A 21,786-nucleotide genomic window follows, 5' to 3' on the forward strand; every position below is an offset into this window, starting at 1 on the left:
GCCGAGGGAGTACCTGCCACCTCAGACCTATGATAAAACCTCGGGTCTGACCAGTCGCCACGGATGTCTCATGTCTACCCCCAGCAAACCACTCGCCGGCCTCAAGGTCGTCGAACTCGGCACCTTGATCGCCGGCCCCTTCGCTTCGCGCATTTGCGCCGAATTCGGTGCCGAGGTGATCAAGGTCGAGTCCCCCGACGGCGGCGACCCGCTGCGCAAATGGCGCAAGTTGTACGAGGGCACATCGCTGTGGTGGTTCGTGCAGGCCCGTAACAAGCAATCGCTCACCCTCAATCTCAAGCATCCCGAAGGCCGCGAGATTCTCAAGCGCCTGTTGGCAGAGGCCGACATCCTGATCGAAAATTTCCGACCTGGCGTGCTGGAAAAGCTCGGCCTGGGCTGGGATGTCCTGCATGCGCTCAATCCACGCCTGGTCATGGTGCGTCTGTCCGGCTTCGGCCAGACCGGACCGATGAAGGATCAGCCAGGCTTCGGCGCGGTCGGCGAGTCAATGGGCGGCCTGCGCTACATCACCGGCTTCGAGGATCGGCCGCCGGTGCGCACCGGCATTTCCATCGGCGACTCGATTGCTGCCTTGTGGGGCGTGATCGGCGCGCTGATGGCATTGCGTCATCGCGAGGTCAACGGTGGTCAAGGCCAGGTGGTGGACGTGGCCCTGTATGAAGCGATCTTCGCCATGATGGAAAGCATGGTCCCCGAGTTCGACGTATTCGGTTTCATCCGGGAGCGCACCGGTAACATCATGCCAGGCATCACCCCCTCCTCTATCCACACCAGTGCCGATGGCAAGCACGTGCAGATCGGCGCCAACGGCGATGCGATCTTCAAGCGTTTCATGCATGCCATCGGTCGCCCTGACCTGGCCGACGACCCTACTCTGGCCAGCAACGATGGCCGTGACGCACGCCGGGACGAGCTGTATGGCGTGATCGACCGTTGGGCCAACAGCCTGCCGTTGCAGCAACTGATGCAGATCCTCGGCGCCGCCGAGGTGCCGGCCAGCCGCATCTACTCGGCCGAAGACATGTTCAGCGACCCGCAATTCCTGGCCCGAGAAATGTTCCTCCAGGCCAAGTTGCCGGACGGCAAGCCGTTCAAGATGCCGGGCATCGTACCCAAGCTCTCGGACACGCCAGGTTCGGCCGAGTGGGTCGGACCGACACTGGGCGAGCATACCGACCGCCTGCTGGCCGGCCTGGGTTACGACGCCAGAGCCATTGCCAATCTCCGCGCAGCAGGCACGGTCTGACCGCGCCCATGCCCTCCGCACGCCGGGGCCGGCCACTGCTCGCGTTATGCGCCTTGTTGCTGGCCCTGACCCTGCAACCGGTTGCCGCGAAGGAACGGCTGATCTGGCTGGTACGCGATCTGCCCCCGTTCACCATCTTCGATGGCAGCGAAAAAGGCCAAGGCGTGATCGACCAGCTATTACCCCTGCTGATCGAGCAGATGCCTGAGTACGATCACCGTATCGTCAGGGTCAACCGTGCCCGCGGCCTGCAGATGCTCCAGGCCGGCCATTTCGTCTGCGATCCGACGCTGCTCTGGACTGCCGAGCGAGCGCGTTACGTGCAGTACTCGGTACCCGCCCTGGGAGCGCTGAGCAGTGGCTTGATGGTCCACAAGCACAATGCGAACAGGCTAAAGGCCTTCAGTAACGGTAGCGAAGTCGACCTGCAGGGCTTGCTCACGCAAACGCCACTCAAACTCGGCATCGTGGCCGAGCGCAGCTATGGCACGCAGATCGACGATATGATCAGCAACCTCCCCGATTCGGCGCTCAACCGTCATTACGGCAACGACGCCACCGCCAGCCTGCTGCAGATGCAACAGCTGGGGCGCCTGCAACTGGTCCTAGGCTATTGGCCGGAAATGCGCTACCTGATCCAGCAGCACGGCGGTTCACCAGACGACTATCGCTTCTACCCAATCCAGGGAGTCAAACGCTTCCAGTTCCTCCACGTAGGCTGTGCCAACACCACACTGGGACGCGCCGCTATAGCGCATATCGACCAGTTGTTGCCGACCCTGCGGCGCGAGACCTTGCCGTTGCTCTACGCGAACTGGCTCGACCCGGAGTTACGTGAGGATTATCTGCAGCAGAGCCGGCAGTTTTTCACCGACCCCTGATCGCCGAACGGCGAAAAAAAGAAACCCCGGGCTGGGGAAATATGCCCGGGGTCAACCGAAAGCCTTCTCAGGCTTCCCAAGACTCTCTACCGACGCCGGAGCTGTGCGTGGGCAGATAGCCTCTGCTGAATCTGATGACGCGCTCAGGCAAAGGTTCCCTGAGGCTGCCGGCACTGTTGCAAAGCCGCGATCACACAGGGTTGCAGACGACCCTCGGCAATCTGCAGGTCGCGGTGCAGGCCATCGACCAGGTCGACGAGCAAGCGCTGCTCCTGCAACTGACGCAGGCTGACCGTGCGCTGCAAGGTCACGCTGCCAAGCGTGTCATACACGGTCAATTGACGGTTGCCGCCGGCATCCACGGGGCCGAGTCGGGTCTGATAAGGGCTCAGCGCTTCGTTGAGCAGTCTGCAGATTCTTTCCATCCGGATCACTCGCTGCGTGGTGGGATATACAGGCATTGACCAGCAAGCGCAGCGGAAAGTTCTTCAAACTGCGCCTGTCTCAATGAGCATGCTGGCTCGACATGACCGTTTGAATACGCTCCAGAGCCTGTTGCCAGCGCCGCATCGGCAGCGGCCACGACAACTCGGCCAGTACCTTGAAACCCCGCATGCGAGCCTGCCCTGCCGGGCTTTCCCGGTCGTCGTCACCCCTGCTGCCGACGAACAGCAGAGCCGGCACCTGATGACTGTCGGTAAGTCGCTCGAACAACACCTGGGCCGTGGCCGGAGCCAGACCCGCATCGAGGATCAGCAGATCGGCGACACGTTCGCGCGCCAGGCAGGCTTGGAGATCGGCAAGATCGCGGGTGACGCGCACGTCGAAGATGCCCAGGGCATTGCAGGCTTGGTGCAGGAGGATCTGGTGCGAAGGGCGAGCTTGATGAAGCAATACATAGGGCCTGGGCATGAGCCGCTCCCGACAGGAAGGATCGACTGCACACTAAGCGAGGCGGCCAGCGCCCGATATCAGACATTTCTGAAAGTGCTGACCGGCGGACAATGGGGCCGCGCATTGCGCGCCGGCCCCATGCCCAGGGGAGTTACAACGGTTTGCCGCGATTGCCGTGCTGGCTGACGAAGGCCTGGACGGCCTTGAGGTCGTTGGCCAGGACCGTGCAGCGCTCCTCGCGGCTGAACAGGTCGCTCATGTGCACAGGCAACTCCAGCGCCTTGCCGACACCGGCCTTCTCCACCGCTTCGGGGAACTTGACCGGATGCGCGGTACCCAGCACCACCATCGGCGTGTCCAGGCTGCGGCGGCACTCGCGGGCGGCCTTGACGCCGATCGCGGTGTGCGGATCGAGCACTTCACCAGTACTGGCGAAGACTTCGGCGATGGTCTCGCAAGTCTGCTCATCGCTGACGGCCAGCGAATCGAACAGCTTGCGCGCTTCGGTCCAGCGGTCCTGTTCGACGCTGAAGCCGCCACCTTGCTTGAAGGTCGCCATCAGTTCGGCCAATGCGGCGCCATTGCGACCGTGAAGGTCGAACAGCAGACGCTCGAAGTTGGACGAAACCATGATGTCCATCGACGGCGACAGGGTCGCGTGCAGGGTTTCCTTGACGTACTGGTTGCCGCTCATGAAGCGGTGCAGGATGTCGTTGCGGTTGGTCGCGACCACCAACTGGCTGATCGGCAGGCCCATGTTGCGCGCCAGGTAACCGGCGAAGATGTCGCCGAAGTTGCCGGTCGGCACCGAGAAGGCCACCGAGCGGGCCGGGCCACCGAGCTGCAGCGCAGCGTGGAAGTAGTAGACGATCTGGGCCATGATCCGCGCCCAGTTGATCGAATTGACGGCCACCAGGCGGGTGCCCTTGAGGAACGACTGGTCGGCGAAGCTGGCCTTGACCATTTCCTGGCAGTCGTCGAAGTTGCCTTCGATGGCGATGTTGTGGATGTTGTCGCCGAAGATGGTGGTCATCTGGCGGCGCTGTACCTCCGACACACGCTGGTGCGGATGCAGGATGAAGATGTCGACGTTGTCGCAACGGCGGCAGCCTTCGATGGCGGCCGAGCCGGTGTCACCGCTGGTGGCGCCGATGATCACCACGCGCTCGTTGCGCTTGACCAAAACGTGGTCGAGCAGACGGCCGAGCAATTGCAGGGCGAAGTCCTTGAACGCCAGGGTCGGACCGTGGAACAGCTCCATGACCCATTCGTTGCCGTTGAGCTGGCGCAGCGGCGCCACGGCGGCGTGGGCGAACTCGCCGTAGGTCTCTTCGAGGATTTTCTTGAAGTCGGCGTCGGCGATGCTGCCTTCGACGAACGGGCGCATCACTCGGAAGGCCAGTTCGTGATACGGCAGGCCTGCCCAGGAGGCGATTTCTTCCTGGGTGAAACGTGGCAGGTTCTCAGGGACGTAGAGGCCACCATCGCTGGCGAGGCCGGCCAGCAGGACGTCTTCGAAATTCAGGGCCGGTGCCTGGCCGCGGGTACTGATATAGCGCATGGGTGCAAACCTTTGGTTTGAGCGGCGAGCTACGAGCTGCAAGCTAAAAGACAAAGCCAATTGGCGTTGATCCTGTACCCTGCGTTTCCTTCCTCGCCGCTGATGAAATCTGTTCAAAGCCTCAACAGCGAACTGCCTTTACTCGCAGCTTGAGGCTTGCCGCTTAATTGAGCTGTTCGACGCGAATGCGCACGACCTTGCCGACCACGTCCTGCAGGGCTTCCAGGGCGACGATGGCGTCGTCGATACCCTGCTCGACCACGCGGTGGGTCAGCAGAATCATCGGCACCAGCCCGTCCTGTTCCTCGGCTTCCTTCTGCATGATCGATTCGATGTTGATACCACGCTCGGACAGGATGCTCGCCACCTGGGCCAGCACGCCAGGATGATCCTTGGCCTGGATACGCAGGTAGTAGGCGCTCTCGCAGGCTTCGATCGGCAGGATCGGGTGCGCCGACAGCGAATCGGGCTGGAAGGCCAGGTGCGGTACGCGGTTTTCCGGATCGGAAGTCATGGCGCGAACCACGTCGACCAGGTCGGCGACCACCGACGAAGCGGTCGGCTCCATGCCGGCACCGGCGCCGTAGTAAAGGGTCGAACCCGCAGCATCGCCGTTGACCATCACGGCGTTCATCACGCCATTGACGTTGGCGATCAGGCGATCGCTCGGGATCAGGGTCGGGTGCACACGCAGCTCGATACCCTCGGCGGTACGACGCGCCACGCCCAGGTGCTTGATGCGATAGCCCAGGGCCTCGGCGTAGTTCACATCAGCGGTGGTCAGCTGAGTGATGCCTTCGGTGTAGGCCTTTTCGAACTGCAGAGGAATTCCGAAGGCGATCGAGGCCAGGATGGTCAGCTTGTGCGCGGCGTCGATGCCCTCGACATCGAAAGTCGGATCGGCTTCGGCATAACCCAGGGCCTGGGCCTCGGCCAGCACGTCAGGGAAGGCACGGCCTTTCTCGCGCATTTCGGTGAGGATGAAGTTACCGGTGCCGTTGATGATACCGGCCAGCCAGTTGATGCGGTTAGCCGACAGGCCTTCGCGGATCGCCTTGATCACCGGGATGCCACCGGCCACAGCGGCTTCGAAGGCAACGATCACGCCCTTCTCGCGAGCCTTGGCGAAGATCTCGTTGCCGTGTACGGCGATCAGCGCCTTGTTGGCGGTGACCACGTGCTTGCCGTTCTCGATGGCCTTGAGGACCAGGTCGCGGGCGATGGTGTAGCCACCGATCAGCTCGATGACGATATCGATCTCCGGGTTGCTCGCGACTTCGAACACATCAGCGGTAATGGGGGTACCGGTAATCTGGCAGTTCGGGTTCTGCGAGCGCATGGCAATCTGTGCCACTTCAATACCGCGCCCGGCACGCCGGGCAATCTCCTCGGCGTTGCGCTGAAGTACATTGAAGGTTCCGCCACCGACGGTCCCCAACCCACAGATGCCTACTTTGACCGGTTTCACTGTGAACTCCCCATTGTACGGCCGGCGCCTTCGCCGACCGTGAAACATGCCGTCACCCCATGACGACGGCGCATTGAATTGATTACTTGGCGGCTTGCGCCTGGCCGGCCAGGGCCAGCTTGGCCACCTGTGGCGCCGGCTGGTAGCCCGGAATCACCTGACCGCTTTCGAGGACGATCGCCGGCGTGCCGTTGACGCCGATCGACTGACCCAGCTGGAATTGCTTGCCAACCGGATTGGCGCACTTGGCCGCCTTGATTTCCTTGCCATCGATCATTTTGTCCAGCGCCGCGCGGCGATCGCTGGAGCACCACACTGCCTGCAACTGCTCATCACCCGGCGAGCCCAGCCCCTGGCGCGGGAAGGCGACATAGCGCACTTCGATACCACGGCGGTTGAGCTCCGGCACTTCGGCGTGCAGCTTGTGGCAGTAAGGACAGGTGGTGTCGGTGAAGACGGTGATGTGCGACTTGGTTTCGCCCTTGGCAGGATAAACCACCATCTCGGCCGCTGGAATGCCGTTGATGAGCTTGGCGATACCTTGGCGTTCGGTTTTTTCGGTGAGGTTGACTGGCTTGCCGTCCTGGATCTGGAACAGGTAGCCCTGCATCACGAACTGGCCATCGGCGCTGGCATAGAGCACACGACCGCCCTGCAGCTTGACTTCGTACAGGCCACTGACCGGGCTGCTGCCGACGCTTTCCACCGGAACTTCGAGTTCGAGGTTTTGCAATGACTTGCGAATCGCCTGCTCGGCACCGCTATTGACGTCGCTGGCCGCGGCAACGGCGAAAGTACTGGCCAGCGCCAAGGCGGCGGCGGCGAAAAATGGGGTCACGCGCATGGGGAACTCCTGAGGGCGGACAGGGGCCGGAGGGTGTCGCCGGCAAACGAACCGTGGCGACCGTGCGGCCCTTGATGCAAACCGCCCAAGACTACCACATCAGGCCAGGGTTGAAGGGGCTTGCAGGTACCGGTCGGCGGAACATGAAAATGATTCATCCACGAGGATGGTGCTGGGCGTGCAGTTGTTGCAGGCGCGCCTTGGCGACATGGGTGTATATCTGCGTCGTCGACAGATCGCTGTGTCCCAACAACATCTGCACCACGCGCAGGTCGGCGCCATGGTTGAGCAGATGGGTGGCGAAGGCGTGGCGCAAGGTGTGCGGCGACAGCGGTTTGTCGATGCCGGCGACCCGGGCCTGGTGCTTGATGCGGTGCCAGAAGGTCTGCCGGGTCATTTGCTCGCCGCGCTGACTGGGGAACAGCACGTCGCTGGGGCGGCCGTTGAGCAACTCGGCACGTCCGTCGCGCAGGTAGCGTTCCACCCAGGTGACCGCCTCTTCGCCCATGGGCACCAGGCGCTCCTTGCTGCCCTTGCCCATCACGCGCAGCACGCCCTGGCGCAGGTTGACCTGATCGAGGGTCAGGCTGACCAGCTCGGTCACGCGCAGACCGCAGGCGTACAGCACCTCGAGCATCGCGCGGTCGCGCTGGCCGATGGCTTCGGCCAGATCCGGGGCCTGCAGCAACGCCTCGACATCGGCCTCGGACAACGACTTGGGCAAGGGGCGACCCAACTGAGGCATGTCCACCAGCAGGGTCGGGTCGACCCCAATCAGCTTTTCACGCAGCAAATAGCGAAAGAAGCCACGCAGACCGGAGATGAACCGGGCGGTCGAGCGTGGCTTGTAGCCCTGGTCGACGCGCCAGGCGAGATGATCGAGGATCAGCTCGCGCCCGGCATCGGGGAGCACCACATCGCGCTCCTGCAGCCAACCGTTGAACAATGCCAGGTCACTGCGATAGGAAGCCCGGGTATTGTCGGAGAGGCCTTTTTCAAGCCATAGGGCATCGAGAAACTGGTCGATCAGGGGGTGGTCGAGTGCGGGCATGGAAACTCGGTGGCAAACATCGGAATGGCGCTTAGTCTTTCATAACATCATCGGTACAGGGAGCCCCTATGAGCGAGCAACAGATTCTCCTGAGCGTCGGTGGTATCGGCGCTGCCGCCTTGGCCTGCCAGTGGCTGGCCTGGCGCCTGAAGCTACCGGCGATCCTGTTCCTGCTGCTGGCCGGCATCATTGCCGGCCCTGCCCTGGGCTGGCTCGACCCGCAGGCGCTGTTCGGCCCGCTGCTGATGCCCCTGGTATCGCTGGCGGTGGCCCTGATCCTGTTCGAGGGCAGTTTGACCCTGCACCTGTCGCAATGGCGCGAAATCGGCAGCGTGGTACACCGCATGGTGACCCTGGGCGCGCTGGCGACCTGGCTGGTCATCGCCCTGGCGACCCGCTGGTTGCTGGGTTTCGACTGGCCCCTGGCAATCCTCTTCGGCACCCTGACCCTGGTCACTGGCCCCACGGTGATCGTACCGATGCTGCGGGTGGTAAGGCCGAATGCGACCATCGCCAACATCCTGCGCTGGGAAGGCATCATGATCGACCCGATCGGTGCGCTGCTCGCGGTGGTGGTCTACAGCTTCATCATCGCCAGCGGCGACGGCAACGGCCTGAGTCAGAGCCTTGGCACCTTCGCCGGAGTGATCGTCGCCGGCTGCGCCCTTGGCGCAGCGGGTGGCTGGTTGCTCGGGCAGATCATGCGTGAGCAATGGCTGCCCGAGTACCTGCACAACCTGGCCTCGCTGGCGGCAGTGCTGGGAATCTTCATCGCAGCCAACCAGATCGTCCATGAATCCGGGCTGCTGGCGGTCACGGTCATGGGCATGTGGCTGGCCAACATGCCGGGCGTGGATGTGCGGCAGATCCTGCACTTCAAGGAAAACCTCAGCGTGCTGTTGATCTCCGGGCTGTTCATTTTGCTGGCGGCCCGCCTCGACCTGAACGCGATGTTCGAACTGGGCCCCGCGGTGCTGGCACTGCTGCTGGTCATCCAGTTGCTGGCGAGGCCACTCAATGTGTTGCTGTCGACCCTGGGCTCCTCACTGAACTGGCGAGAACGCGCGCTGCTGGCCTGGATCGCCCCACGGGGTATCGTGGCAGCGGCGGTATCGGCGATCTTCGCCATTCGCCTGCATGAGGCCGGCCACGAAGATGCGCTGCTGCTGGTGCCACTGACCTTCGCCGTGATCATTGGCACCGTGGTCCTGCAAAGCGCCACGGCCCGCCCTCTGGCACGCCTGCTCAAGGTCGCCGAGCCTGCACCGAGTGGCTTTCTCATCGTCGGCGCCAACCGACCGGCGCGGATTCTCGGTAAAGCCTTGCAGCAACTGGACTGCCGCGTGCTGTTGACCGACTCGAGCTGGGAGAACATTCGCGCAGCCCGCATGGAAGGGCTGCCGACATACTTTGGCAATCCCGCCTCGCAACATGCCGACGCCCATCTGGACCTGGTCGGCCTTGGGCATCTGCTGGGCCTGTCGCCGGCTGGGGAGATCAATACCCTGGCGTGCGCTCGCTTTCGCCACGATTTCGGCGCTGGGCGGCTGTACGTGCTGGCCAGCGGCCTGGAAAAGAAGCGCAGCGACAAGCACCGGGCCAGCGCGGAACATCGCGGCCAACTGCTGGGCGACCGACCGATGACCTACCAGCAACTGGCCAATCATCTGCATCAAGGTGCCGAAGTCTATAGCACCACCCTGACCGACGCGTTCGACTGGCAGGACTATCAGGCGCTGCACGGCGAGCGGGCACATCTGTTGTTCGCCCGGGACAGCCATGGTTGGGTGCATGTCTCGACACCTGACACCCCACTTCGCCCTCAACCCGGCTGGACCCTGGTGGCGCTGATCGAACCTGTGCCCGCCGACCTGGCGACTGGCGTCGAGCAATGACCTCAGTCTTGCGGCAACACCGGCACCGGTCGTTTGTCCTCGTCGATGGCGACGAAGCTGAACACCCCATGGATCGCCCGCTCGCAGCCATCGAGGTACATGTTCTCGACAAACACATCGACCTGCACCTGCAGACTGGTGTTGCCCACTTTGATAACGCTGCCCACCAGCTCGACGATCGAGCCCGCCGGAATCGGATGCTTGAAGTCGATCCGGTCGGTGGACACGGTCACCAGCGGCAGGCGGCAGAAGCGCGTGGCGGCGATGAACGAGACTTCGTCCATCCAGGCCAGGGCGGTGCCGCCGAACAAGGTGTTGTGGTGGTTGGTGGTGTTGGGGAACACCGCCTTGGTCACGCGGGTCACCGATAGTTCGGTGCGGCGCTGGATTTCCTGGTCTCGACTGGTCATGACACTCACCTATTCACGGATTTCAAAACGCAAAAAAGCAGCCCGAAGGCTGCTTTTTTCTCGCTAGGCGGCCTCGGCCACCGGGCAAACTGCACTCAGGACAGTTTTTCCTTGATGCGAGCGGCTTTGCCGGACAGGTCGCGCAGGTAGTACAGCTTGGCTTTACGCACGTCACCACGACGTTTCACGGCCAGGCTGTCGATCTGCGGGCTGTAGGTCTGGAAGGTACGCTCTACGCCAACGCCGCTGGAGATCTTGCGCACGGTGAAGGCGCTGTTCAGACCACGGTTACGCTTGGCGATAACGACGCCTTCGAACGCCTGCAGACGGGAACGCTCACCTTCCTTCACTTTAACCTGGACGACGATGGTGTCGCCTGGTGCGAAGGTCGGGATTTCCTTGCTCATCTGCTCGGCTTCGAGCTGCTGGATGATCTTGTTGGTCATGCTGTGCTCCTAAGATGGATACGTGATCCACCATCGATACGTTTAACTATCGTCCCGCTCGCGGAGATATTCCTCGAGCAGCTTCTTCTCTTCTCCAGAAAGCGAGCGACTTTCCAGAAGATCGGCGCGTCGTTCGAAGGTCCTACCAAGGGACTGCTTCATCCTCCAACGCCGGATGTGTGCATGGTTGCCACTTAGCAACACGTCGGGAACGCGCTGATCCGCATACACCTCAGGTCGGGTGTAGTGCGGGCAATCGAGCAGACCGTCGGTGAAGGAATCTTCCTCCGCCGAGTCCACATGCCCTAAAGCTCCGGGCAGCAGCCGCGTAACCGCATCGATCAGTACCATGGCCGGCAGCTCGCCACCGGAAAGCACATAGTCGCCAATCGACCACTCCTCATCGACATGAGCCTCGATAAAGCGCTCATCGATGCCTTCATAACGACCGGCGATCAGGATCAACGATTCCTGTTCGGCCAGGTCTTTGACCGCTTGCTGAGTCAGCTTGCGGCCTTGCGGGGAAAGGTAGATCACCTTCGCCGCAGCTCCGGTCGCTTGCCTGGCGCTAACCAAGGCATCTTCCAGAGGCTTGATCTTCATCACCATGCCCGGACCACCGCCAAACGGCCGATCATCCACGGTGTGGTGGCGATCTGTGGTGTAGTCCCGCGGGTTCCAGCAAGTCACCTGAAGCAACCCCTGTTTCACCGCGCGGCTGGTAATGCCGTACTCCGTGATGGCCGAGAACATCTCGGGAAACAACGTGATGACGTCTACGCGAAGGTTACCCATCGATTAGAAGTCCGCGTCCCACTCAACCCGCATCACGCCTGCTTCCAGGTCGACTGCCAGCACGCATTGCTCCGTATAGGGCAACAGACGCTCGCGATCATCCAGGCTGCCTGCGCAGGGCTTGACCACCATTACATCGTTCGCGCCGGTCTCCAACAGGTGATCGACCTTGCCGAACAGCTGTTCGTCCTGGTTGATGACCTTCAGACCCACCAACTGGTACCAGTAGTACTCGTCAGCGGCCAGGTTGGGCAAAAGGCTCCGCGGAATGCAGATTTCGTAACCGCTCAGAAGACGAGCTTCATCGCGATCGTCGAGGCCTTTCAGTTTAACGACCAGGCCCTTTTGGGAACCTCGACCGTTGACCAGCTCGACCTGCTTTACCTTGCCTTCGTGCCGAAGCGTCCAGCGTGGATAATCCAACAGGTTTTCAATCGGATCGGTAAAGGAATACACCTTCACCTCGCCGCGAACGCCGTGAACCGAAAAAATCTTGCCAACGACGATGAGGTCGTCAGCCTTTTCTGGCGTCGCGTTCATACTGCTCAGGCGGCAGCCTTGGCAGCGTCCTTCAGCAGCTGAGCAACACGCTCAGACGGCTGCGCGCCCTGGCTCAGCCAGTAGTTGACGCGTTCCTGGTTGACCGACAGCTTGACTTCGGCGCCAGCAGCGATCGGGTTGAAGAAACCTACGCGCTCAACGAAACGGCCGTCACGGGCGTTACGCGAGTTGGTCACGGTCAGGTGGTAGAAAGGGCGCTTTTTCGAGCCGCCACGGGCCAGACGAATGGTTACCATGTGAACATCGTTCCTATAGTCGGTGCTGCAAAACTGAATGCCAAATAGGCACACGGGTGCCCAAAAGGCCGCATATTCTCAGGGAATACACGGACATTTGCAAATGCCTTTTTCGCCAGGGCCCTACCCTGACGTTCAGTCTTGCCGGTTGCGCCGCGCAATCACGCGGCCGTTAACCCGCCGCAGCGGGGTTACGGGCGCCCGCCGGTAAAGGCCGGCGCCCGAAATCGGGTCACATCTTCGGCATGCCGCCGCCCGGCAGCATTCCGCCCAGGCCGCGCATCATCTTGGCCATGCCGCCTTTGGCAGAAAACTTCTTCATCATTTTCTGCATCTGCTTGTGCTGCTTGATCAGGCGACCGATGTCCTGCACCTGGGTGCCGGAACCCAGCGCGATCCGGCGTTTGCGCGAACCACTGATCAGGTCGGGATCGCGGCGCTCGGCCGGGGTCATCGAGTTGATGATCGCTTCCATCTGCTTGAACTGTTTTTCGGCAGCGCCCTGGGCGTTGCCCATCTGCGACAGGTTGACCCCACCGATGCTCGGCAGCTTGTCCATCAAGCCGCCCAGACCACCCATGTTCTTCATTTGTTGCAACTGGTCGCGGAAGTCTTCGAGGTCGAAGCCCTTGCCCTTCTTGAGCTTCTTGGCCAGTTTGTCGGCCTTGGCCTTGTCGATGGTCTGCTCGGCCTGCTCGATCAGGCTGAGCACATCGCCCATGCCGAGGATGCGCGAGGCGACGCGGTCGGGGTGGAACGGCTCGAGGGCCTCGGTCTTCTCACCCATACCGATGAACTTGATCGGCTTGCCGGTGATGGCGCGCACCGACAGTGCGGCACCGCCACGGGCGTCTCCGTCGACCTTGGTCAGCACCACGCCGGTCAGCGGCAGGGCTTCGCCGAACGCCTTGGCGGTGTTGGCGGCGTCCTGACCGGTCATGGCATCGACCACGAACAGGGTCTCGATCGGCTTGACCGCAGCATGCAACGCCTTGATCTCGTCCATCATGTCGGCATCGATGTGCAGACGACCGGCGGTGTCGACGATGACCACGTCGATGAACTTCAGCTTGGCCTCACGGATGGCCGCCTCGGCGATGGCCACCGGCTTCTGGCTGATATCGGACGGGAAGAAGGTCACACCGATATCGTTGGCCAGGGTTTCCAGCTGTTTGATCGCGGCTGGGCGATAGACGTCAGCCGACACCACCATGACGCTCTTCTTCTTGCGCTCCTTGAGGAAGCGCGCGAGCTTGCCGGCGGTGGTGGTCTTACCGGCGCCCTGCAGGCCGGCCATCAGCACCACGGCGGGTGGTGCGGCATTGAGCGCGAGGTCTTCGTTGGCCGCGCCCATGAGGCTTTCCAGCTCGGCCTGGACGATCTTCACGAATGCCTGGCCCGGCGTCAGGCTGCGCGAGACCTCGGTGCCGACCGCACGCTCCTTGACGCTGTTGACGAAATCCTTGACCACCGGCAGCGCCACGTCGGCTTCGAGCAGGGCCATGCGCACTTCGCGCAGCGTGTCCTTGATGTTGTCTTCGGTCAGCTTGGCCTTGCCGGTGACATGGCGCAGCGTCTGTGACAGGCGGTCGGTCAGGTTTTCGAACATGGTGATCCTTTCAGGCCCAGAAAAGCCGGGAGTTGTCAGGTGCCCTGGTGGTCACGCGCAAGCGCGGGGCACAGCAAGGCGGCGATTATAGCGAAGAGCGGCGGCGGCGGACACCTTGGCTTCCGAGCGGCAAGCTTCGAGCTTCAAGCCACAAGAAAAAGCAGCCATCACGCGGATCAGCCTTCGCTTGCAGCTTGCGGCTTCCAGCTTGCAGCTCACTATGCCAAACTCCGTCCCTTTAAGGCTCGCTTTCCAGGACTTATGGTCTCCTCACCCAGCCTCATCCCCAACTTGATCGCCGCCGGCCTTTATATAGCTGCGGCCATCTATCAGGGCGCCTACCTGGCCCAGAGCCGCAAAGCCGACACACGGCTGCTCGGCCTGCTCGGCGTCCTCGCCGTGGTCGCCCAGAGCGGTGCACTGTACTTCCAGCTGATCACGCCGCTGGGTCTGAGCCTGGATTTCTTCAGCGCCGCCAGCCTGATCGCCGTGGCGGTCATCTCCCTGACGCTGCTGGCCTGCCTGCGCATACCGGTGGAAAACCTCCTGGTGCTGCTGTTTCCCCTCGGCGCCATCACCGCGCTGCTGGCTCAGTTCGCCCCACCCGGTACCGTGCCGCTGATCGACGAAGAGCCGGGTATCCTCGCGCACATCCTGCTGTCGATCCTGGCCTACGGGCTGTTCACCATTGCCGTGTTCCAGTCGCTACTCCTGCTGCTGCAGGACCACCAGTTGAAGAACAAGCACCCGTCGGGCCTGATTCGCAACTTCCCGCCGCTGCAAACCATGGAAAGCCTGTTGTTCGGCTTCCTCTGGGCCGGCTGGTGCCTGCTGTCGCTGTCACTGATTTCCGGCTGGCTGTTCCTGGAGAACCTGTTCGCCCAGCACCTGGTGCACAAAACCCTGCTGGCGTGCGTGGCCTGGATCGTCTTCAGCGTACTGCTGTGGGGCCGCACCCGCCTCGGCTGGCGCGGGCACAAGGCGATCCGCTGGACCCTGGCCGGTTTCTGCCTGCTGATGCTGGCCTACTTCGGCAGCAAGCTGGTTCGCGAATTCATCCTGCATATCTGACAAGCCATGGACACGCTGCCGTACGCACCGCTTCTCGGCATTCTGGCCCTGGCCTTGATCTGGTCGGCGCTGTTCACCGCGGTGGACGTCGCCCGTCAACAGACCAATGGCCACTCGCGCAACAATGACCAGGACCACGCGAAACTGCCGACCCAGGCACTGACGCTGTCAGCCGGCCTGGGCAAGTTGCTGGTACTGGGATTGGCCTGTCTGATGGGCCAGCGCTATCAGGGCGAACACGGCTTCTGGCTGGCTGGCCTGGGCGCGAGCCTGGTGCTGCTGGTATTCGCCGAGTTTCTGCCGCGGCGCCTGGCCCGTCGTGCCCCCCAGGCGCTTCTGGCCCTCGGGGCCGGCCTGAAATGGCCGTTGGCGCTGCTGCAACCATTGGCTTGCCTGCTCGATGCCTGCGCCAAGCTGATCTTGCGGCCGCTCCGCGCGCAGCCCACCGCAGTGGCCTTGCATCCGGAGCAGGACGAGCCCTTCGATGATGACGACAGCGACGAAACGACCCATCCAGGCCTGCTCGACGGCCTGCAATCGCTGGACAAGATCACCGTCAACGACATCCTGGTGCCACGCAACGAAGTCGACGGCATCAACCTGGACGATCCGATCGAGCACATCATCGAACAGCTGATCGTCAGCCGCCACACACGGCTGCCGGTCTATCACAGCGATATCAACCAGGTGGAGGCGATCCTCAACACCAAGCTGATCAGCCATTTGCTGCCCAAGGCCGAATTGACCTTCGAAGCCCTGCAAGGCGCCTGCTACGAACCTTACTTCGTACCGGAAAGCACGCCCCTGCAGATGCAACTGTTGAACTTCCACAAGCAGCAGCGCCGGCTGGGCGTGGTGGTCGACGAGTACGGCGAGGTATTGGGGATCGTCACCCTGGAAGACATCCTCGAGGAGATCGTCGGCGAGTTCGAGGACGAGCAGAGCCTCGACAACCCCCATGTACACCCCCAGCCCGACGGCACCTTCGTCATCGACGGCGCCGCGTCGCTTCGCGAAATCAACCGCACTCTCGGCTGGCACCTACCCTGCGACGGCGGCCCGAAAACCCTCAACGGCCTGGTCACCGAAGCCCTGGAAAGCATTCCGGAAAGCGCCGTTTGCCTGAAAATCGGCCGCTACCGCCTGGAAATTCTCGAAACCGAGGACAATTGCGCCAGCAAGGTACTGGTGTGGACCGTGACCCGATAGCTATACTCCGGTCACGCTTACCCAGCCCCGCCGCCGCGCCCGCTACCCGCACCCGGCGTCAGACGGCCAGTCCGCTCCACTGACACGCGGTCCTGCTTCACCACCCCGAACAGTACCCGTACCCACCGCTATCCCTCCAGGGTTCTCGTCAGTAGGAACGCAAAAGAACAATACGCTCCGGCGTCCGCCAAACCGTGCCTGCCTGGCCGGCGCGGATCACGCCCAGGAGCCGCACCAGACTGTTAGGGACCTACCAGATGACAACCAGCAGCACCTACGCCCAAGCGCCTGCCGCGCCGGCCAACTCACCCGCCCGGGTGGCCACCGCCAGTTTCATCGGCACCGCCATCGAGTTCTACGACTTCTACGTGTACGCCACCGCGGCAGCCCTGGTGATCGGCCCGGTGTTCTTTCCGTCCGGGTCGGGCACCGCGCAGATGCTCGCAGCGTTCATCACCTTCGGCATCGCCTTCCTCGCCAGGCCGCTGGGCTCGGCATTGTTCGGCCACTTCGGCGACCGCATCGGGCGCAAATCCACCCTGGTGGCCTCGCTGCTGCTGATGGGTGTTTCGACCACACTGATCGGCGTGCTCCCAGGTTATGACAGCATCGGCGTCTGGGCGCCGGTCCTGCTCTGCCTGCTGCGCTTCGGCCAAGGTCTGGGGCTGGGGGGCGAATGGGGTGGCGCGGCACTGCTGGCCACCGAGAACGCGCCGGAAGGCAAGCGCGCCTGGTTCGGAATGTTCCCGCAACTGGGCCCTTCGATCGGTTTTCTGGCGGCCAACGGCCTGTTCCTGACGCTGGCCCTGGTACTCAGCGACGAGCAGTTCCGTGACTGGGGCTGGCGTGTACCCTTCCTGCTCAGCGCCGCCCTGGTGCTGGTCGGCCTGTACGTGCGCCTGAAGCTGGAGGAAAGCCCGGTGTTCGCCAAGGCAGTGGCACGTCACGAGCGGGTGAAGATGCCGGTGGTCGACCTCTTCGCCAAGTACTGGCTGCCTACCCTGCTGGGCGCTGCGGCCATGGTGGTGTGTTACGCCCTGTTCTATATCTCTACCGTGTTCTCGCTGAGCTACGGCGTATCGACGCTGGGTTACAGCCGTGAATCATTCCTCGGCATGCTGTGTTTCGCCGTAGTGTTCATGGCCTTGGCCACACCGCTCTCGGCCTGGCTCAGCGACCGCTACGGCCGCAAGCCGGTACTGATCGTCGGCGGCCTGCTGGCGGTGGCCTCGGGCTTCACCATGGAACCGCTGCTGACCTCGGGATCGACCCTGGGTGTGACCCTGTTCCTGAGTATCGAGCTGTTCCTGATGGGTGTGACCTTCGCACCGATGGGCGCCCTGCTGCCAGAGCTGTTTCCGACCCACGTGCGCTACACCGGCGCTTCGGCAGCGTACAACCTGGGCGGCATCGTCGGCGCCTCGGCGGCACCGTTCTTCGCCCAGAAGCTGGTGAGCATGGGCGGCTTGAGCTGGGTAGGCGGCTATGTGTCGGCGGCAGCAGTGATCAGCCTGATTGCCGTGCTGTGCCTGAAGGAAACCCGTGATACCGCGCTTTGAGTGATTGGGGCTGCTTTGCAGCCCATTCGCGGGACAAGCCCGCTACCACAGGTACAGCGCTGGACTTGAGGGCGGTAGTTATCCTGTGGGAGCGGGCTTGTCCCGCGAATGGGCCGCAGAGCGGCCCCGCTTGCATCAGAACTCGACCTTGACCGCCTGCGAAGCACGGGTCGCCTTGGCCCGCGCAGCTTCGATCGACTCGTCACGCGCCAGGCATACCCCCATGCGGCGGGTGCCGTTGATTTCCGGCTTGCCGAACAGGCGAATCGCGGTGTCCGGCTCGCTCAGGGCGGCGCCGAGGTTGGCGAAGCTGGTCTGCTGCGACTGCCCCTCGGGCAGGATCACCGCCGAAGCCGACGGGCCGAACTGGCGCACCACAGGGATCGGCAGACCGAGAATGGCGCGGGCGTGCAGGGCGAACTGCGACAGGTCCTGGGAAATCAAGGTCACCAGCCCAGTGTCATGGGGACGCGGCGAGACTTCACTGAACCAGACCTGATCACCTTTGACGAACAGTTCCACGCCGAACAGGCCACGACCGCCCAGTGCATCGGTCACCGCCTTGGCCACCCGCTGCGACTCGGCCAGGGCCTTGGCGCTCATGGCCTGGGGCTGCCAGGACTCCTGGTAGTCGCCCTTCTCCTGGCGATGGCCGACCGGTTCGAGGAAGGTAGTGCCGCCAACATGGCGCACGGTCAGCAGGGTGATTTCGTAGTCGAAATCGATGAAGCCTTCGATGATCACCCGGCCCTTGCCGGCACGGCCGCCTTCCTGGGCGTAATCCCAGGCCTGCTGCAGGTCGGCGTCGCTGCGCAGCAGGCTCTGGCCCTTGCCAGATGAGCTCATCACCGGTTTGACCACGCACGGGTAGCCGAGGTCGGCGACGGCCTTGGCGTAGTCCTCGAAGGTGTCGGCGAAGTGGTAGGGCGAGGTCGGCAGGTCCAGCTCTTCAGCGGCCAGGCGACGGATGCCCTCGCGGTTCATGGTCAGCTGAGTGGCACGGGCGGTCGGCACGACGGTGAAACCTTCGCTTTCCAACTCGACCAGGGTGGCGGTGGCGATGGCTTCGATCTCAGGCACGATGTAGTGCGGCTTCTCGGCCTCGATCACCGCACGCAGGGCAACGCCGTCGAGCATGTTGACCACGTGGCTGCGATGGGCGACTTGCATCGCCGGAGCATTGGCGTAGCGGTCCACGGCGATCACTTCGACGCCCAGGCGCTGCAGCTCGATCACCACTTCCTTGCCCAGCTCGCCACAGCCGCAGAGCAGTACACGGGTCGCGGTAGGCGACAATGGGGTTCCGATACGGGTCATTTCAGGTCCTCGAAGGCGTCCGGGGCCGCGTCAGGCGTAGGCGCGACCCACTGAAAAAGGACCAGTATTCTACACCATCAGCCCGCCACGGCGGCGCGTCGGGCACGAAATGCCATGGCCAGCCAGACGGCGGTGACACCCGCGAACTTCGAGGCCAGCGCGGTGCCGATCACCACCGGGGTCAGGGCGCCGATCATGCCGAAGAAGATCAATGTATCGACCGGAATGCTCAGCGCCGAGCTCAACCACAGGCGATCGCGCAGCGGACGGCGGGTGATGCTGAACACCAGCCAGTCGATCAGCTCGGAAACGAAGAACGCGGTGGCACTGGCCAGGGCGATGGCCGGCTCCGAGGTGACATAGGACAGCACCAAGGCCAGCAGCATGGCAACCAGCGCGCCATGGCCGAAACGGGTCTGCACCATATCGCGCAGGATGAACACCAGGCCGCCCCAGGCGGACCAGATCACGTCCAGGTGCGGGGCACTGGAAAAGGCGTAGTTGATCAGCACTACGCTGCTGATATAGGCGATGAGATAGAACATGGGACTGCAGTCTGTTGGCAAGCCCGACAGATTACCGCTGGCTCGGTCGCGGGTAAACCCGCTCCTGGCCAAGAGGCCGACGCAGCGTCACGCCCCCATGATCAGACCCGCCGCCACCGCCCGCTCATGGCAACGCTTCAACACCTCACGACGCTCGTCGTTGTCCATGCGCCCCCAGCGGCCGATCTCGGCCACGGTACGCTGACATCCGGTGCAGATGTCTTGCTCGTCCAACGCGCAGATGCTCACGCACGGGGACGCCACGGGCCGTTGCACCTCACTCATCGTCGACCACCAGTTCGCGCGCATAGCGTTCGGCGTTGTGCACATAGTGCGCGGCGCTGGCCTCGAGCATGCGCTTCTGCTGCTCGGTCAACTCGCGCACCACCTTGCCAGGCGACCCCATCACCAACGAGCCATCGGGGATTTCCTTGCCCTCGGCGATCAAGGCATTGGCGCCGATGATGCAGTGCTTGCCGATGCGCGCACCGTTGAGAATGACGGCATTGATGCCGATCAGGCTGTAGTCGCCGACACTGCAGCCATGCAGCATGGCATTGTGGCCGACGGTCACGCCCTTGCCCAAAGTCAACGGCGAACCCATGTCGGTATGCATCACGGTGCCGTCCTGGACGTTGCTGCCCTCGCCGATGTCGATCAGTTCGTTATCGCCACGCAGCACCGCGCCGAACCACACACTGGCATGGGCCTGCAGACGCACCTTGCCGATCAGGGTGGCGGTGGGCGCGGCCCAACTGGTGGGATGGGTTTCGACGCGCAGGTCGCCCAGGCGATATTTCATGGGAATTCCTTGACTCATCGGCAGCTAATGACAAAGGCAGGGTGGGCCCCGCTCAGGTTGGGTGTTCAGATTTCGACATACTGCGCCGGCGGCTCGTGCAGGCTGATGCCAGCGTCGAACCACAGGTTGACCAACTCGACGATCATGATCGCCGACAGTCCCCAGATCTTGTACTCACCGAAACGGTAGCTCGGCACATACCAACTGCGCCCCTGGTAATCGATACGGTGGGTATGGTCCCGCGGATCCTGGCGGAAGAATTCCAGCGGCACGTTGAATACTGCCGCGATTTCGGCATCGTTGGCACGGTATTCGACGTAGTCCGGGATCAGTCCGACGAATGGCGTCACCTTCAGGCCGTGCAGCGAAATCAACGGACTGAGCGGGCCGATCACCTCGACCAGACCAGGCGGCAGTCCGATCTCTTCCTCTGCCTCGCGCAGCGCGGTGAACACCAGATCGGGGTCTTCGGGGTCGCGGCGACCACCGGGAAAGGCGACCTCGCCGCCGTGGGTGGACAAACCCTTGGCACGCAGGGTGAGAACCAGCTCGGGCGCTTCACTGCGCGTGATGGGCAAAAGTACCGCCGCTTCGGGAAACCGTCGGTCGGTTTCCAGCGACGTGGGTACATGGTTGCTCATTCGGCGAAGAAGCTCGTCCAGCATTGCGCACTCTCGTTTCCAAGGCCTGCCTTGCATGATGCACCAAAAGCCGCGACACACCCAAGTCCCGCGCGCATGCCGCCTGCGCTTGCCCCCGCCCCGTCGGGCGCGCCAAGATAAGGCAAGCACAAGGAACCCCAAGCATGAAATTCTGCAGCGCGTGCGGCCAACCGGTCATCCAGCAGATCCCCGAAGGCGACAGCCGCCTGCGCTATGTCTGCCAGTCCTGTCACACCATCCACTACCAGAACCCCAACATCGTCGCCGGCGTGCTGCCCACCTGGGGTAGCCAGGTTTTGCTGTGTCGCCGTGCCATCGAGCCACGCCGTGGTTTCTGGACGTTGCCGGCCGGTTTCATGGAGAACGGCGAGACCCTCGACCAGGCCGCCCGTCGCGAAACCGTCGAGGAAGCCTGCGCCCAGGTCGGTACCATGAGCTTGTACCAACTGTTCGACCTGCCGCACATCAATCAGGTACATGTGTTCTTTCGCGCCGAACTGGCCGACCTGAATTTCGACGTCGGCGTCGAAAGCCTGGAGGTGCGATTGTTCGAGGAACACCAGGTGCCATGGGACGAGCTGGCTTTCCGCACCGTCGCACGCACACTAGAATGCTATTATCGCGATCGCATCGAGCAGCACTACCCCATTGGTCATGAGTACCTGCCGCCGATGAACGTCTCGCCCACTTCCTAGCATCC

General features: G+C 62.9%; 24 protein-coding genes. 7 read left to right on the forward strand and 17 right to left on the reverse strand.

Going from position 1 to position 21,786, the window contains the following annotated elements:
- Window positions 1–70 precede the first annotated feature (70 nt).
- Together E2H86_RS07155 and E2H86_RS07160 are read left to right on the forward strand one after the other, a co-directional pair.
- Window positions 71–1,270 carry a CaiB/BaiF CoA transferase family protein gene (locus tag E2H86_RS07155; protein ID WP_133326144.1) on the forward strand — a complete coding sequence of 400 codons (1,200 nt, stop codon included), beginning with the start codon at window positions 71–73 and terminating at the stop codon, window positions 1,268–1,270.
- Window positions 1,271–1,278: 8 nt separating this feature from the next.
- Window positions 1,279–2,151, forward strand: coding sequence for a TIGR02285 family protein (locus tag E2H86_RS07160; RefSeq protein ID WP_133326146.1), 873 nt, complete (start codon window positions 1,279–1,281; stop codon window positions 2,149–2,151).
- Window positions 2,152–2,294: 143 nt separating this feature from the next.
- Here the strand turns inward: E2H86_RS07160 and E2H86_RS07165 are convergent, their stop codons facing one another.
- The 6 genes from E2H86_RS07165 to xerD all read right to left on the reverse strand — a co-directional run bounded on the left by E2H86_RS07165 (window position 2,295) and on the right by xerD (window position 7,969).
- Entirely contained in the window at window positions 2,295–2,576 is a 282-nt protein-coding gene (locus E2H86_RS07165; RefSeq protein WP_133326148.1) for a DUF3509 domain-containing protein, read from the reverse strand.
- Between the two features lie 79 nt (window positions 2,577–2,655).
- The gene (locus E2H86_RS07170; RefSeq protein ID WP_133326150.1) at window positions 2,656–3,063 is read right to left on the reverse strand and encodes a histidine kinase; all 408 of its coding nucleotides are present in this window, start codon (window positions 3,061–3,063) and stop codon (window positions 2,656–2,658) included.
- Window positions 3,064–3,196: 133 nt separating this feature from the next.
- Window positions 3,197–4,606, reverse strand: a complete 1,410-nt coding sequence (gene thrC / locus E2H86_RS07175; RefSeq protein WP_133326152.1) for a threonine synthase — start codon at window positions 4,604–4,606, stop codon at window positions 3,197–3,199.
- A 163-nt stretch (window positions 4,607–4,769) separates the two neighbouring features.
- Window positions 4,770–6,074, reverse strand: coding sequence for a homoserine dehydrogenase (locus E2H86_RS07180; RefSeq protein WP_133326154.1), 1,305 nt, complete (start codon window positions 6,072–6,074; stop codon window positions 4,770–4,772).
- Between the two features lie 82 nt (window positions 6,075–6,156).
- On the reverse strand, window positions 6,157–6,918 hold the full coding sequence (locus E2H86_RS07185; RefSeq protein WP_133326156.1) for a DsbC family protein: 762 nt from the start codon (window positions 6,916–6,918) through the stop codon (window positions 6,157–6,159).
- Window positions 6,919–7,072: 154 nt separating this feature from the next.
- Entirely contained in the window at window positions 7,073–7,969 is an 897-nt protein-coding gene (gene xerD / locus E2H86_RS07190; protein WP_133326158.1) for a site-specific tyrosine recombinase XerD, read from the reverse strand.
- A gap of 68 nt (window positions 7,970–8,037) precedes the next feature.
- Here xerD and E2H86_RS07195 point away from each other — a divergent pair, with 68 nt between their 5' ends.
- Complete coding sequence (locus E2H86_RS07195) at window positions 8,038–9,864, forward strand: cation:proton antiporter (protein WP_133326160.1); 1,827 nt, start codon at window positions 8,038–8,040, stop codon at window positions 9,862–9,864.
- Between the two features lie 2 nt (window positions 9,865–9,866).
- Here the strand turns inward: E2H86_RS07195 and E2H86_RS07200 are convergent, their stop codons facing one another.
- From E2H86_RS07200 to ffh, 6 genes are all read right to left on the reverse strand, one after another.
- Window positions 9,867–10,274, reverse strand: a complete 408-nt coding sequence (locus tag E2H86_RS07200) for an acyl-CoA thioesterase (protein ID WP_133326162.1) — start codon at window positions 10,272–10,274, stop codon at window positions 9,867–9,869.
- Window positions 10,275–10,369: 95 nt separating this feature from the next.
- Window positions 10,370–10,720, reverse strand: a complete 351-nt coding sequence (gene rplS / locus E2H86_RS07205) for a 50S ribosomal protein L19 (RefSeq protein WP_008094487.1) — start codon at window positions 10,718–10,720, stop codon at window positions 10,370–10,372.
- A gap of 42 nt (window positions 10,721–10,762) precedes the next feature.
- On the reverse strand, window positions 10,763–11,515 hold the full coding sequence (gene trmD / locus E2H86_RS07210) for a tRNA (guanosine(37)-N1)-methyltransferase TrmD (protein WP_133326164.1): 753 nt from the start codon (window positions 11,513–11,515) through the stop codon (window positions 10,763–10,765).
- A gap of 3 nt (window positions 11,516–11,518) precedes the next feature.
- On the reverse strand, window positions 11,519–12,055 hold the full coding sequence (rimM, locus tag E2H86_RS07215) for a ribosome maturation factor RimM (protein WP_133326166.1): 537 nt from the start codon (window positions 12,053–12,055) through the stop codon (window positions 11,519–11,521).
- Window positions 12,056–12,060: 5 nt separating this feature from the next.
- Window positions 12,061–12,312, reverse strand: a complete 252-nt coding sequence (rpsP, locus tag E2H86_RS07220; protein ID WP_003259424.1) for a 30S ribosomal protein S16 — start codon at window positions 12,310–12,312, stop codon at window positions 12,061–12,063.
- Window positions 12,313–12,544: 232 nt separating this feature from the next.
- Complete coding sequence (ffh, locus tag E2H86_RS07225) at window positions 12,545–13,921, reverse strand: signal recognition particle protein (RefSeq protein WP_133326168.1); 1,377 nt, start codon at window positions 13,919–13,921, stop codon at window positions 12,545–12,547.
- Between the two features lie 261 nt (window positions 13,922–14,182).
- Between ffh and E2H86_RS07230 the strand changes: the two genes are divergently transcribed.
- The 3 genes from E2H86_RS07230 to E2H86_RS07240 all read left to right on the forward strand — a co-directional run bounded on the left by E2H86_RS07230 (window position 14,183) and on the right by E2H86_RS07240 (window position 17,760).
- Window positions 14,183–14,992 carry a cytochrome C assembly family protein gene (locus E2H86_RS07230; RefSeq protein ID WP_133326170.1) on the forward strand — a complete coding sequence of 270 codons (810 nt, stop codon included), beginning with the start codon at window positions 14,183–14,185 and terminating at the stop codon, window positions 14,990–14,992.
- Between the two features lie 6 nt (window positions 14,993–14,998).
- Entirely contained in the window at window positions 14,999–16,201 is a 1,203-nt protein-coding gene (locus E2H86_RS07235) for a transporter associated domain-containing protein (RefSeq protein WP_133326172.1), read from the forward strand.
- A 257-nt stretch (window positions 16,202–16,458) separates the two neighbouring features.
- On the forward strand, window positions 16,459–17,760 hold the full coding sequence (locus E2H86_RS07240; protein WP_133326174.1) for an MFS transporter: 1,302 nt from the start codon (window positions 16,459–16,461) through the stop codon (window positions 17,758–17,760).
- Window positions 17,761–17,895: 135 nt separating this feature from the next.
- Here E2H86_RS07240 and purT read toward each other — a convergent pair whose 3' ends face one another.
- The 5 genes from purT to E2H86_RS07270 form a co-directional block, all read right to left on the reverse strand.
- Complete coding sequence (purT, locus tag E2H86_RS07250) at window positions 17,896–19,077, reverse strand: formate-dependent phosphoribosylglycinamide formyltransferase (RefSeq protein ID WP_133326178.1); 1,182 nt, start codon at window positions 19,075–19,077, stop codon at window positions 17,896–17,898.
- A gap of 77 nt (window positions 19,078–19,154) precedes the next feature.
- Window positions 19,155–19,622, reverse strand: coding sequence for a VUT family protein (locus E2H86_RS07255; RefSeq protein ID WP_133326180.1), 468 nt, complete (start codon window positions 19,620–19,622; stop codon window positions 19,155–19,157).
- Window positions 19,623–19,709: 87 nt separating this feature from the next.
- The gene (locus E2H86_RS07260; protein WP_133326182.1) at window positions 19,710–19,907 is read right to left on the reverse strand and encodes a DUF1289 domain-containing protein; all 198 of its coding nucleotides are present in this window, start codon (window positions 19,905–19,907) and stop codon (window positions 19,710–19,712) included.
- Window positions 19,900–20,424, reverse strand: coding sequence for a gamma carbonic anhydrase family protein (locus E2H86_RS07265; RefSeq protein WP_133326184.1), 525 nt, complete (start codon window positions 20,422–20,424; stop codon window positions 19,900–19,902). Before E2H86_RS07265 ends, E2H86_RS07260 begins: the two co-directional genes overlap by 8 nt.
- 65 nt (window positions 20,425–20,489) lie before the next feature.
- On the reverse strand, window positions 20,490–21,089 hold the full coding sequence (locus E2H86_RS07270) for a CoA pyrophosphatase (protein WP_133326186.1): 600 nt from the start codon (window positions 21,087–21,089) through the stop codon (window positions 20,490–20,492).
- Window positions 21,090–21,229: 140 nt separating this feature from the next.
- Between E2H86_RS07270 and E2H86_RS07275 the strand changes: the two genes are divergently transcribed.
- Window positions 21,230–21,781: an NUDIX hydrolase gene (locus E2H86_RS07275; RefSeq protein ID WP_133326188.1), complete on the forward strand. Its 552-nt coding sequence runs from the start codon at window positions 21,230–21,232 to the stop codon at window positions 21,779–21,781.
- Window positions 21,782–21,786 lie beyond the last annotated feature (5 nt).

Source organism: Pseudomonas putida (genome assembly GCF_004357765.1).
Classification (GTDB): Bacteria; Pseudomonadota; Gammaproteobacteria; order Pseudomonadales; family Pseudomonadaceae; genus Aquipseudomonas; species Aquipseudomonas putida_U.